The sequence below is a fragment of the Ectobacillus ponti genome (genome assembly GCF_024294785.1).
In the GTDB taxonomy this organism is placed as follows: domain Bacteria; phylum Bacillota; class Bacilli; order Bacillales; family Bacillaceae_G; genus Ectobacillus; species Ectobacillus ponti.
Map to the genome: position 1 here is coordinate 1 of NZ_JANCLT010000014.1, position 13,202 is coordinate 13,202.

The 13,202-nt window shown below is 49.8% G+C and carries 12 protein-coding genes and 1 riboswitch; of the genes, 9 read left to right on the forward strand and 3 right to left on the reverse strand.

Going from position 1 to position 13,202, the window contains the following annotated elements; translation table 11 throughout:
• Positions 1–232: 232 nt before the first annotated feature.
• Positions 233–571 (forward strand): hypothetical protein, encoded by a 339-nt coding sequence (locus NK662_RS19455; RefSeq protein WP_254760624.1) that lies wholly within the window; start codon positions 233–235, stop codon positions 569–571.
• Between the two features lie 220 nt (positions 572–791).
• On the opposite strand, the gene NK662_RS19460 is transcribed toward NK662_RS19455, so the two are convergent.
• Both NK662_RS19460 and NK662_RS19465 read right to left on the reverse strand, forming a co-directional pair.
• Positions 792–1,565, reverse strand: a complete 774-nt coding sequence (locus NK662_RS19460) for a class I SAM-dependent methyltransferase (RefSeq protein WP_254760625.1) — start codon at positions 1,563–1,565, stop codon at positions 792–794.
• Between the two features lie 142 nt (positions 1,566–1,707).
• Positions 1,708–3,906, reverse strand: coding sequence for a putative bifunctional diguanylate cyclase/phosphodiesterase (locus tag NK662_RS19465; RefSeq protein ID WP_254760626.1), 2,199 nt, complete (start codon positions 3,904–3,906; stop codon positions 1,708–1,710).
• Between the two features lie 289 nt (positions 3,907–4,195).
• Here NK662_RS19465 and NK662_RS19470 point away from each other — a divergent pair, with 289 nt between their 5' ends.
• The 6 genes from NK662_RS19470 (at position 4,196) to rraA (ending at position 8,907) form a co-directional block, all read left to right on the forward strand.
• On the forward strand, positions 4,196–4,417 hold the full coding sequence (locus tag NK662_RS19470; protein WP_254760627.1) for a hypothetical protein: 222 nt from the start codon (positions 4,196–4,198) through the stop codon (positions 4,415–4,417).
• Between the two features lie 14 nt (positions 4,418–4,431).
• Complete coding sequence (locus tag NK662_RS19475) at positions 4,432–5,151, forward strand: gamma-glutamyl-gamma-aminobutyrate hydrolase family protein (RefSeq protein ID WP_254760628.1); 720 nt, start codon at positions 4,432–4,434, stop codon at positions 5,149–5,151.
• 75 nt (positions 5,152–5,226) lie between these two features.
• On the forward strand, positions 5,227–6,771 hold the full coding sequence (locus NK662_RS19480) for a hypothetical protein (protein WP_254760629.1): 1,545 nt from the start codon (positions 5,227–5,229) through the stop codon (positions 6,769–6,771).
• 35 nt (positions 6,772–6,806) lie between these two features.
• Positions 6,807–7,022, forward strand: coding sequence for a hypothetical protein (locus tag NK662_RS19485; RefSeq protein ID WP_254760630.1), 216 nt, complete (start codon positions 6,807–6,809; stop codon positions 7,020–7,022).
• A gap of 150 nt (positions 7,023–7,172) precedes the next feature.
• Entirely contained in the window at positions 7,173–8,294 is a 1,122-nt protein-coding gene (locus NK662_RS19490; RefSeq protein ID WP_254760631.1) for a TIGR04053 family radical SAM/SPASM domain-containing protein, read from the forward strand.
• 127 nt (positions 8,295–8,421) lie between these two features.
• A complete protein-coding gene (gene rraA, locus NK662_RS19495; RefSeq protein WP_254760632.1) occupies positions 8,422–8,907 on the forward strand; it encodes a ribonuclease E activity regulator RraA in 486 nt (161 codons plus the stop codon).
• 135 nt (positions 8,908–9,042) lie between these two features.
• On the opposite strand, the gene NK662_RS19500 is transcribed toward rraA, so the two are convergent.
• A complete protein-coding gene (locus NK662_RS19500; RefSeq protein WP_254760633.1) occupies positions 9,043–10,335 on the reverse strand; it encodes a DedA family protein in 1,293 nt (430 codons plus the stop codon).
• A gap of 225 nt (positions 10,336–10,560) precedes the next feature.
• Between NK662_RS19500 and NK662_RS19505 the strand changes: the two genes are divergently transcribed.
• Complete coding sequence (locus tag NK662_RS19505) at positions 10,561–10,761, forward strand: hypothetical protein (RefSeq protein ID WP_254760634.1); 201 nt, start codon at positions 10,561–10,563, stop codon at positions 10,759–10,761.
• Positions 10,762–11,270: 509 nt separating this feature from the next.
• A riboswitch (cobalamin riboswitch) is annotated at positions 11,271–11,454 on the forward strand.
• A gap of 122 nt (positions 11,455–11,576) precedes the next feature.
• The gene (locus NK662_RS19510; RefSeq protein ID WP_254760635.1) at positions 11,577–13,196 is read left to right on the forward strand and encodes a DUF4430 domain-containing protein; all 1,620 of its coding nucleotides are present in this window, start codon (positions 11,577–11,579) and stop codon (positions 13,194–13,196) included.
• Positions 13,197–13,202: the final 6 nt, after the last annotated feature.

The window sequence follows — 13,202 nt, forward strand, 5'->3', positions numbered from 1 at the left end:
CACCCTTTCATGCAGTACTGCATGAAAGGGTGTCCTACTTTTATGATTTTATGCATGTTCTTAAGTTGATGGCAATGCACCCAGCCGGGTGTCTTTTTTGCATTTTCACTTGTATCGTTCATCATTATTTTAAGATTTAATTGGTATATATCCTCTTGTGCTTTGAACAAAATGCATATTTGCCGGCAGCCTCTCTTCCTGCGATACTGTAGGAAAAACGGAGGGAATAGGCATGAATGTGGAGCAGGCAAAGCAAGTGCTTGAGAGGCTGGCAGAGGGGATAGATCCATTGACTGGGGAGGAATTTGCTGTTGGCAGCCCCTATCAGCGCGCAGATGTCATTCGGGCTCTGCAGGTTGCTGTCAAAGGGTGTGAAAAGCTGGAGCAGGCGGAGCGCCGTAAGCGGCAGCTTCCGCGCCTGGCCGGACGGGCTTGGACGGAGGCGGAGGAGCAAGAGATTGCACGGCATTTCGACGAAGGAACAGCGCTCTCCGATATTGCCAGGATGCACGAACGCACGCCGCGGGCCATCCAGCTGCGGCTGTTGAAAATGGGACGGATTGCTTGGTGAGAAACAAGCCTTGCTGTATATATTCCTGCATACAAGAGTAGGGGGATGACGAATGCTGCAGCTGTATCTTATATGGGCCCATATGTGCTGACGGAGACAGTGCGGAGCATAAGGGATGTCAACGCTGGACCACATTGTTGTAAGGGAGCAGGCTCATTCTCTATCTGCGGGCAGGCAAAAGGCGGGTAAGCCAAGTCAGGATGGCCTGCCCGCTCTATATTCATTCCGGTTTTTGGCATATGAGCAGCATGGACTGCCCCTGAAAGCTGTACAGGCTGCCGTTCTGCATCTGAAGCTGAAAGTGCTGTTGTATGTGCGCCGGCGCAGTGAGCATGAAGGACTGCAGCTCCTCCTGTACGGCAGGCGGCACGCTCATCATTCGGCACCATGCTTCAAATACAAAGGTTTTGGAGAAGGTTGTCAGGTGCCGTATCGCAAATCCGGCTGTTTCCGTATACCGGAGCCATTCCGACTTCTTGCAGGCCCGAACATGGCTTGGATCCCGCTTTTGTTCCACCGTATTATAGAAGATATCTAAATCGTCTGCTTCCGGGGCGACATTATCAATCATGAGAAACATCCCGCCCGGCTGCAGCACCCGAAAGCTCTCCTGGACAAATGCGGTGATATCCGGGAAATGATGCGGTGCAATCCGGCATGTCACCTTTGTAAACGTGTTTGCTGCAAAAGGAAGCTGCTCGGCATCTCCCTGTACAAAGGTGACATTTGTATGCCCGTTGCCCTGAATAAAGCGCTCGGCGGTGTTCAGCATGTCAGGTGTCAGGTCGAGAGCGGTCACTTCTTTGACAAGAGGGGCGAAGGCATTGGCGACATGCCCTCCTCCTGTCGCAATATCAAGCAGAACATCCTCCTGTACCGCATCAGCCATCGCTGCTAAAGCAGCCAAATCGTTTCCTTTTGCATGTCCCGGACTGGTTACGTAATTCTGGGCATGTTTGCCGAACTGTGTTTGCACTTGCTTTTTTACATCCATTTCTATTCCCCTCCTTCAATGCTTCTGTTTGTATCATAAGCTGTATAGCTCCATAAGGAAATTCGCGATTTCTTTTGAAAAGGAATAAGGAGAAGTTATGATGAAGTGGAAAAGCAGCCAAAACGGCTGCTTCTTCACTTCATCATATGGGGGTACGGGCGGACAGAAATGCATCCAGTTCTTCAGGCGGCAGCGGCTTTGAAAAATAATAGCCCTGATATTCGTTGCAATCCATGCGCTGTAGCGTATGGTACTGCTCCTGCACCTCTACTCCTTCCGCGAGTACCTGCAGGTTTAAGTTGTGCGCCAAATGAATGATGGTGCTGACAATTTCGTAGTCCTTGCGATCCGTATGAATTTCGCGGATGAAGGCGCGGTCGATTTTAATTTTATCGATTGGGAATTGCTTCAAGTAATTCAGCGACGAATAAGAGACACCAAAATCATCAATGGAAAGCTGAACACCCAGCTGCTTGAGCTGCTCGAGAATGGCCATCGACTCTGTTACGTTCCGCATGATGGCACTTTCTGTAATCTCAAGCTCCAAGAGAGCGGGGGGAATGCCGCAGGTTTGCAATGCCTTCTGTACGGTGCGCGGCAATTCCGGGTCCTGCAGTTGTTTTGTTGACAGGTTGAGTGACACATGAATGTTTTGCGGCTGCCATTGCTGCAACTGCCCGCATACGTGCTCAATCACCCAATTTCCGAGAGGGATGATCAGGCCGGTCTCTTCCGCGAGAGGAATGAACTCCGCGGGAGAGATAAAACCATGCAAGGGATGGTTCCAGCGGATGAGCGCCTCCAAACCGATAGGCTTCCCGCTTGCATCCACCTGCGGCTGGTAATGCATGACGAATTCTTCCCGCTCAATGGCTTTTCTCAGTTCGCCTTCCAGCACAATTTTTTTCATGCCGGATTGTTCGAGGTCCGTTGAATAGACGATATACGTATGCTTTCCATTCTCTTTTGCCGCGTACATGGCAAGGTCTGCTTGATGAATCAGATCATCTGCGGCGCAGCTGTTGCCTTCATACAGTGCAATCCCGATGGAGGCAGTTAAAATAAGCTCCAAATCCAGATAGTGAACGGGCTGTGCAATCGCCTCAAGCAGCCGCTCTGCCAATTGCTTCGCCTGCGGCAGGGCGGCATTTGGATAAACGAGTACAAACTCGTCCCCGCCCCAGCGGGATAATAGGCAGGAATCCGGCAAAGCATCCCGGATGCGCTTGGCAATATGGGAAATGACTTGATCTCCCGCTGCATGCCCGAGAAAATCATTCACCCACTTCATCCGGTCGAAATCCAGGAACATAACAGCGAGGGAGGTTCGGCTTTCCTGGGCCTGCTTCATCATCTCAGGCATGCGCTGCATAAAGCAGTGCCGGTTTGGCAAACGTGTGAGGGCATCCTGATAGGCCAGTTGTTCAATTTTCTGTTCGAACTGTTTCCGTTCTGTAATATCGCGGGTTACAGACAAAATGCCGTCCGGCCTGCCGCGCCCATCCTGCATCAAGGTGGCACGGGTTTCTACATAAAGCATGTGGCCATCGCGGTGGCGCACCCGGTATTCCATGCTTTGCGCCTTGCCCTTCATGATGTTGCGCAGGCTGTTTGTTACAAACAACACGTCGTCTGCAGCAATCCAGTCGAAAACATTGCTTTTTTCCAATATGTGTGCAGGAACACCTATCAGCAGTTCGTGGGAAGGGGAGGCATATAAGATATCCCCTTCCATATTGATGATGGCAAGACAATCTGTCATATGCTCCGCCATCAGCCTGTATTTTTCTTCACTTGCCTGCAGGCTTTCAGAAACTATTTTGTATTGGGCCTCGTTGTACCATTTCTCGAGAATAACACCAGCAAGGCTGGAAAACACATCCATAGCCTCCAGTTCCTCGTTACCGGGAGAACCGGTCTCGGAGTAATACAGGGCGAAGGTGCCGAGCACCCGGCCTTCAGAAGCAAAAATGGGAGCAGACCAGCATGCACGGTAGCCATGGGATAAGGCAGCATCACGGTATTTGCTCCAAAAGGGGCTCGTTTGGATATCCGGGACGATGATACTCTGTTTTAAGTAGCATGCGCGTCCGCAAGAGCCTTCCATAATGCCCGCCTTTATGCCGTCAATGGCTTTTCTGTAGCCAAGGGGAAGACTGGCGCCAATTGGACTGTGGAGAATGCCTTTCTCTTGGTCAAACAATAAAATGGAGCAATGCAGATGCGGGCATAACTCTTCAACGGAACAAGTAAGGGCCTGCAGGGCTTCTAAACAATTAGCACCTTGGGCGACCATCCTTAAAATTTGATTTTGGCTGCGCAGTAATCGCTTTTCAAACATTGTTATCACCTTATGTAGCATTTTTGAAAGCAAGATGTAATATTTCATCTAATGAACCATAGGCTCATCCTGTACCGATCATATACGAAAGATAACTATATAAAATAATATATACATCTTAACATAAGTAGCCCATAAAAAGAATGAAAGATTTTTATGTAGGCAGCAATTTCTACAGATGGCCATACGAAGCGTGGGGGCAGGCTCTGTAACTACTGGAAGCAAGGTCTTGTTTTCAGTATACTGAAGATATCTTTATACATTTCATAGTAAGAGGAGATTCGGGACATTGAAGCAACAAGGCTTTTTACAGGAATTGTTCACCTATATCAAGTACTTTTCGTTTGTGTTTATTCCGCTTGCGCTTTTGGCAGAGGGACTGCATCTCTGGCTCCGCATGGAGTGGCTGCAGTACCGGAAGCTGCTGCCGTTTCTTGCCCTGGCGGCAATTGCCTTTGCCACCTGGCGGGAGTTACAGGATAAGAAGGAACGTAAAGCATCTGGAGAATAGTGGGGGAGAGAAGAATGAAGAAACCGATTATCGGCATTACAGGCGCCTATGTAAAGCATAATTCCTATATGGAGGGGGTGTATGTCCATCACGATTATCACCGGTGCGTGGCGGCGCATGGCGGTATTCCGATTGTTCTGCCGTTTGTCAGCCCGGAGCTGTCGCTTGAAACGCTGCCGCTGTGTCAAGGCATCATTTTAAGCGGCGGAGAGGATGTGGATCCGCGTTATTATGGGCAGGATCCGCACCAACAGCTGGGTGCGACGGTACGGGAACGCGATGAGGCAGAAATCGCAATTGCCAAGTATGCAATCGAGAAGGGGATCCCCCTTTTGGCCATTTGCCGAGGCATTCAAATTTTAAACGTAGCACTGGGTGGTACATTGATTCAAGATATTCCAAGCCAAGTACATGGGGCGATGCAGCATACACAGGTCATTGACCGCTCCCTTGACAGCCATTGGGTGACAGTTGATCCCGCCAGCCGGCTGTATGAAATCGTCGGGGAGAAGCGCATTCGGGTCAACAGCCTCCATCATCAGGCAATTGACAGCTTGGGACAGGGGCTGCGGGTTGTGGCTGCGGCATCAGATGGCATCATTGAGGCGGTAGAGCATACGGACGCATCGGCATTTTTGCTGGGCCTGCAGTGGCATCCTGAATCAATGGCTGTCTCTGATCCATGTATGCAGCGCATCTTCACAAGGTTGATCCAAGAAGCAGCCGGTCTCTGATGCGCCCCTTCCTATTTCCTAATATTTGCCTTATAATGGGAGTCTGACTGATTTTGGGGAAAAGGAGGATGGGAGATGAGGAATCGGCAAATTTGGCTTCCGCTCCTGGTTGTTTTGGCATTGCTTACGCTTGTATTCTATGAACATATGAAGCTGCAGATTGCGCTGCCGGCGTCCGGCTGGAGCCGATCTGTCCCATTGGAGGCAGAAGCGCCGCTGAAGCTGAACACCTTTGTTCAAAAGGGGCAGAATGCGTATCATGTGTATACGACTGGACAGCAGGTTGTGCATGCTGTGTATGATGGGGCGCTGCATGTGCAGCAGTCCGAAAAGCTGCCGGCCGCAGTTCCGGAACATTCACCGCTTTGGGCAGACGGCAAACGGGTTGTGTATTTGCAAAACGGCAGCCTGACAGAATCCAATGGCGGGGAGCAAAAGGTCATGGATACAGAGGTCCGCGGCTTTTTGCCAAGCGCGGGGCAGCTTGTATATTGGAAGGATGCAGAGCTGTATCTCTGGCGGGCGGACTCCGGAAAAAGGGAACGTCTTGCGGCTTTTTCCGGTAAAATCTTTGGAGCGGCTGCCGATGAAGCATCAGGGAGCTTTGTGGCGGTGCACCAGCCGGATCAAACGACAGCAGCGTTCACGTTGTTCAAAAAAGCAGCTGACGGTGCCTATACACAAACAAAATGGCCGTCTCTGAGCTTTGTGGGAACAGAGGCGCTTGATGAGCTCCAACTTGTACAAACAAAGGAAGGGCCGGTGGTCTTTTACGGCACCTTCAGCAATGCGCAGGGAATTAAAACGTACCGGGCCTATGAGTGGCAGGTCAAGCCGGACAAGCCGGATGAGGAGCAGAAGCCCCAGCTCATGCGGGTGAAAGACCGCATGTACGGCACGGTGTTCGAAAACCCGTATGACCTGCAGGCAGTACAGCGCGGGGACCATGCAGCGCTGCTGTTCATTGCAAACGGCTCCCGGGGCGGGAAAAATGAAGGCTATAACGTGTACGAGGCAAAGAAGGAAGACGGAGCATGGGTGGCGGAAAGAAGAAGCACAACAAGCGGCATTCCATCCCAGCCGTTTTGGATTGGCGACAGTGTGGCGTGGACCCACTTTGCTGACAATACATACAAGCTGTATGGGGCAACACAAGATCTCTCCGTTGTGGCGAAAAGCAGAGAAATACAAGGAGAGGATTGGAAAGGCGCTCTGTACGCAACAATGTCAGCCTTATTTGGCGGCATCATGATGCCGATTATGGCGATGCTCTGGCTGACGGTGCCTGTGATTTTCTATGTCATCGTGTACTTTTTCCGTGTGGACGATCTTGAGAACGGCAAAATGAATTGGGTGGAGTATGTGCTGCTGGCATTGTATGCAGCTACACAGCTTGCTTTCTTTATGTTCTCACTGGACCAGGCCCGGCTCTTGTTTGCCCCGGCTTACTTAACCTTCTCCGGCAGCTTTGTTGTGCTGCCATTGCTGCTGGCGGCGGTCTGCTTTGTGCTGCTGCGGTATGTGCGGCATGAGGAATGGGGGCCGTTGGCTGCATTTTTCTATTATGCGGGCATCAATATTCTGTTTATTTCCTGTCTGTTTGGACCGTTTCTGCTGTAGGAAGTACATATTCTGCTCCATCAGGAAGCATCCTAATGGCTGGAGGTGTAGAGATGGAGCCGAGACAGCCAGGAAATACAAGCATGCCGGATTTCCGGGAGCTGCATGACCGCGTCATTGCTGAACCAACAGATGCGCCGCAGCTTGTGATCAAAACAAATCTGGACCCAAAGGATAGTTCGGAAGAGAATCCGTACTACCGGAAGGGAAGTAACAAGGACGCCCTGGAAAAGTATTTTGAAGGGAAATAAGCACAGTGAGACTAGTCTGGGGCCAGACTAGTCTCATTTGTTATAGGAGGAATTGCTACAAAACTGTCAAATAAACTGTGACAGGAGTCATATTAACTGCCTGCTGGAAGGAGTACCCTGTAAATAGAGAGAACCGAGGAGGCAGTCTGCATGAAGGAAAGAGACTTTCACGAAAATCCATTTATCGTCATCTGGGAGCTGACCCGGGCTTGTCAGCTGAAATGCCTGCATTGCCGGGCCGAGGCGCAGTATCGCCGCGACCCGCGGGAATTGAGCTTTGCAGAAGGAAAGCAGCTGATTGACCAAATTTATGAAATGGATAATCCCATGCTTGTATTTACCGGCGGTGACCCATTGATGCGTGAGGATGTGTTTGATATTGCGGCTTACGCTGTCCAAAAGGGCGTGCGTGTGTCCATGACACCAAGCGCGACGCCGAATGTGACAAAGGAGGCCATCCAAAAGGCAAAGGAAGTGGGCTTGGCGCGCTGGGCCTTCAGTCTGGACGGGCCGACAGCTGCCATTCACGACCATTTTCGCGGTACAAGCGGCTCCTTTGATTTAACCGTCGAACGCATTCAATATTTGCATGAATTGGGGATTCCAGTGCAAATCAACACCGTCATCTCCCGTTATAACATGCATGTGCTTGATGAAATGGTTGAGGTCATTAAAAGTCTGAAGTGTGTATTGTGGAGTGTCTTCTTTCTTGTGCCGACCGGCCGCGGGCAGACAGATGATATGATTTCACCGGCAGAGCATGAAAAGGTGCTGCGTTGGCTGTACCGTGTCAGCAAGACAGTGCCGTTTGATATCAAAACAACAGCCGCGCAGCACTACCGCCGTGTTGTGATTCAGGAGAAAATGCGTGAACAGGGCGCGAACGGGCCGATTCAATATGCAACTGTTCTGCGGAATGGCACCACCGGGCAGGTGGATGGCCTTGGCCGTGCGCCAAAAGGTGTAAATGATGGCAACGGCTTTGTGTTTATCTCGCATACAGGTGATGTGTATCCAAGCGGGCTCCTGCCGATTAAGGCGGGAAATATCAAGGAAACGCCGCTTGCAGAGATTTATCGGAATTCCTCTGTGTTCCAGGATTTGCGCAATCCGGACAAATACAAGGGAAAGTGCGGCGTCTGTGAATTCCGGCATGTTTGCGGCGGCTCCCGTTCCCGGGCTTATGCCGTAACAGGCGATTATATGGAGAGCGAACCGTACTGCGTGTATGTTCCGCAGGCGCTTCGCAAGGAGAAAAAATTGACAGTCTAAGCCGGCACAGCCGGCTTTTTCTTACATTTTATGGGGTTTTGTCATAGACTAGAAGCAGAAGGACAGCTTAGGAACAGACAGCATTAGGTTTAGATAATTATATTATGTAAACAAAAGGTGGAGTTCCATGAAATTCCAGACAGCTGATTTATGTGATGCTTATGGAGAGCAAGTGCAGGTGTGCGAGCCATTGCTCCGTTCGTTTGGGGGACAGGTTCGGTTTTCTGGTCCCATTGCCACTTTAAAGGTGCAGGATGATAATACACTGGTACGGGAAGCACTGGAGACGTTGCCAGAGGGAACCGTGCTTGTCGTGGATGGGCAGGCATCCACCCGCTGTGCGCTGCTTGGCGACAATTTGGCGGCTATCGCAGTCAATCGCCGGCTGGGAGGCATCATTATCCATGGCTGTGTCCGGGATTCCGGCCAATTGCGTGACATGGATCTTGGCATTATGGCGTTGGCGGCAGTGCCAAGAAAGAGCCGGAAGGAGGGAAAGGGAGAGAGGGATGTGCACCTGCAATTTGGCGGCGTGCAATGGGAACCGGGCTGCTATGTGTATGCAGATGAGGATGGCATCATTCTTGCCAAGCAGAAGCTCACTGTAGAATAGCAGCCTTATATAAAACCCGACGGCTTTCTTGCAAGCTCCAACACAACAAGGAGTTTCCAGGAAAGCCGTCCTCTGCCGGCCGAAGTACTGTCAATCTGCTACGAATCGGCATATGTATGCCTTCCATCTCCATTCTCAAATTGTCTGTTTATGGACGACAAGGCGCAGCGTTTCGAACAGAAGCAAATTTAGAAAGAGCCATAGAGCTCCGTATACATATCCGCCCGCGATATCACTTGGAAGAACAGGCATGAACGCGATACGTGCAGCAGCAAGGAGCAATACAAGAATGACAGCACAAATTGGCAGGATAGTTTGTATATACGCATTTTTCATGTGGCGGACAAATAGAAACACAAACATTCCATACACCACAATCAACAGAAGGGCACTCTCATCAGGAAAATGAGAAGACAGCTTGATGCCCGGATGCCAAAAAGAGTGTAAATACGAGAGTGTATGTACGGTGACAGTCCGGTATAAGGGGGCCCCCAGCAAAGAGACTGCCAGCAGGACAGATTCCAGCCATGGATTTTTCCGCTTTCTCCAAATTGCGAAGGCAGCTGCGGCAATCACAATACCATGCATATACCCGGACTGTAAAAGAAGCAGTCTCTGCCCTGCGCGAGTCCATGCTGCAGGGACATTTGCCCGGATGATATATGATGCCACCTCATTGAACTCTGTAAACTCATTGAATAAATAATCCTGCGCCAGTCCCATTGTCCATAGGATGAGACTGAGCAGCACAAGCGCAAGAATACTTAGAAATAGTTCTACTGCCTGTATGCTCTGAAATCGGAAGGTCACATATTTCAAAAATTTTATGAAATAGTGCTTAATCTGATTCTTATATAATTTGTAAAGCAGTAATCCAAGGAGAAATACGGCGAACGCGGCAATGACCAGAATGAGATATTTGCCGGCTGCTTTGTGAAGCTCGTCCCAGCGGGGGCCTAACGCTTTTCCTAACGTAATAAAGGAGAATCCCCATAAGCCTGCCCCGATGTAAGCCGGAACTAAGAATGACCGGTACGGCATTTTGGAAATGCCGGATACATACCCTGTGAAATGGCGAATTCCAGGAATGAAATAAGCAAACACGAAAAGCTTTTTGCCCGACCGTTCAATCCAAGCGGCTATTTTATCATATCTCTCCGGCCCCAGATGAATATAGCGCCCATACCTTTTGATAATGGTATATCCGCTGACACGTCCCAACCAAAAGGTGATGGTAATGCCTGTTCCGGCAGCGGCAATTGCAGTTAAAACTGATAATGGGTAGCTTGCTTGCCCTTTGAATGCCAAATAGCCGGCATACCCCATAAAAAATTCACCTGAAATGGGAATGGCAATCAGCTCTAAGACAATGACTGCAAATAAGATCAGATATGTATGCTGTTCGAAAATAGAAATCCAATGTGTCATAGTCTTTCCTCCAAGCCCTCGTTCTGTTCATACTGCTTTCCCCGGACCTGTTACTTTCTTTACAACATAGTGTATCACTTCCCCTATAAATATTTTCTTTGTTAATGGATTCTTCATGTTAGGTTTAGGTTTTCTTTAGCCTTGCTTAATACTCTTACAATGTCCGTTTTCGAACAAGGAATTACAAGTGAAATGAACGTTACCATGAATAAAGGAAGTGAACATATGAACTATACAATCTTTCAATGGATGAACAGATGGGCAGGACACAGCCCATTCTTGGATTACACAATGATTATGATAACAAAGACGGTGCCTTACGTTGCCATTCTTCTGATGCTGTTCCTTTGGTTTCATGGAAAAGGTGAAAAGGCCGTGGACAAGCAATATACAGCTCTCTATGCGGTGTTTTCAATACCGTATTAACCGTGCCCGTTTGTGGCGCATTATGTGGCGTTAACTGAAAGTTAATCCCTTTTTTGGTGGAACATAGCCATAAGGTTTTGGCGGAGCAAAACTCAACATTCTCATCAGCGCGAAGAGGGGCAGAGTGTCCACGCTGACAGGAATCCAGCATTCGTCTCATCTGCAACAGTACTTACTCTAGTGCTGCTTGCTGTTTCACATCGTGCCGGCACAGTGATGCCGCGATTAGAGATAGCAGTCATTGGCGGAATGGTTATACAAAGAAACATTCGTAAGAAAGTGGGAGCCGCTGATTATTATGCTTCACAAACATTGTAATTCCTGAAGCATGCGAAGGAAGCCCCATGGAAGCTCCCATGTTTTTTACGCCTAAATGTATGATGCTCAACAGCACCTTGTAATAGGTATAACTGCTTCTTGTCCCGGTATAGGAACCTAAAATTTCCAGGGAATGTGAAAAAAGCATCGACAAGTTTGGGAAACTATAGTAGAATGAGAACGAAATTTAGAATATTGTGACGAACATAGGTCATGATGAATGCTTCATCATGTGAAAAGGGAAGGTTGGTGAAAGTCCAACGCGGTCCCGCCACTGTAAATGAGGAGAAAATCTGCAGCATGCCACCTGCCAGGGAAGGCGCAGATTTTTGTGGATTCATAAGCCAGGAGACCTGCCTATGCTTGAACGCCAATATCCTACGCGGTATAGGAGGTGTTGTGCACAAAAATGCTTGCGGTATTTGGCCGCCGACATTTCGCACGCCCTCAAAGGGTGTTTTTTTATGCGAATTTTCAGATGAGGGGGAGCAGGAGAAATGAAAAAGTGGACGAAATGGGCGGCAGCCTTCGTGCTGGCACTGGCTGTGCTGGTGCTGCCATTTGGACAAGGGAGAAGTGTGGCATTTGCTCAGACGCCAACAGCAACACTTGTGGTAATTGGGGATGCAAGCCATAAAGTGATGGTGTGTCCGAAGCAAGTGGAGTTGAAAGCTGATACAAAGGCTCTTGATGTGCTAAAAGAGGCCGTTGGAGCGGAAAATGTTACTGTAGAGGGCTATTTAACTGCAATTAAGGATTTAAAGCAAGGCGATGGCGGACCAAACAGCTATTGGGGCTTTCGAATTAACGATGTTGATGCATCGGAAGGATCTGACACTTATACAGTGAAGGCTGGGGATGTTATTGAATTCCGTTATGTGTTGGATTGGGCGAACACGGATGAAAGACCTGTGAATGAGGTGTTAACAGCGCTTGGCAGTTGCGGCACAGGTGTGGTACTGCCCAATCCGGGACAGACTCCGCCGGATACACCGAAGGAAACAGTGCCTCAGGCGGATGCGGCAAAGATGAAAAACAGTGCTGCTGCTTATGTGCTGCAGCAAGGGGTGAAGTCAGACTGGCAGCTGATTGGCCTGGCGCGGGCCGGAGTGGAACTGCCAAAGGATTTGAAAGAAAAGTATCTTATGATTTTAGAAGAGCGTGTGAACGATACATCCAAGCGTTTACAGGGCACGGATTTGGCACGCACCATCTTGGCGGTGACAGCTGCCGGCGGGTATGCTGAGCAGTTTGCGGGCAAAAACCTCGTGGAAAAGATGTACAATGACACTGCCACTGAAAACATGAATGCTGCCACGGGTTATACATATGCGCTGCTGGCATTGACAAGCCGTGACTATGAAATTCCAAGCAGTGCGAAATGGACGCGTGAAAAGCTGGTGCAGCACCTCTTGCAGCTGCAGCATCAGGATGGCGGATGGGCATATTCCAGCGAACTGACAGCTCCAAGTGATGCGGATGTGACCGGCATGGTACTGACATCACTGGCTGTACAGAAGGACCAGCCGCAGGTTCCGGCAGCCCTGGAAAAAGCACGGAAGTTCCTGCAAAGCAGCCAGCTTGACAACGGCGGCTATGGGTATGATGGTGCGGCAAACACCAATACCACTGCACAAGCTATTATGGGACTATTGGCGCTTGGCATTGACCCTGCGGGTGCAGAATTCACCAAGAATGGCCATAATCCGCTGCAAAGCCTTGCATCCTTCCAACTCGACAACGGCGGCTTTAAGTATGTGGAGAAGTATACAGCAGCTGACGGCATGGCGACAGAACAGGCACTTTACACGTTGGCACAATACGCCTATTTTAAGGAAGGAAAGGGTTCCATTTTCCGCTGGACTTTGACTGCCGCGCCAAAACCGGCTCCGGCTCCAGTCCAGGTGCCAACACCGGCGCAGCCAAGCACGGTTCCGCCAGTATCAAATACAACAGCGCCAGCCCAAACGGCTTCCGGGCAAACTGGCACGTCCGCCGCGTCCGGACAAACACTGCCCGATACAGCTATGTTTGGAGCAAGTGAGACAGCAGCGGCAGCAGGAGGGTTGGTTCTCATTCTTGCAGGCGCCACGCTTTGGAGAAGAAAGGCAGCATAAGGGAAT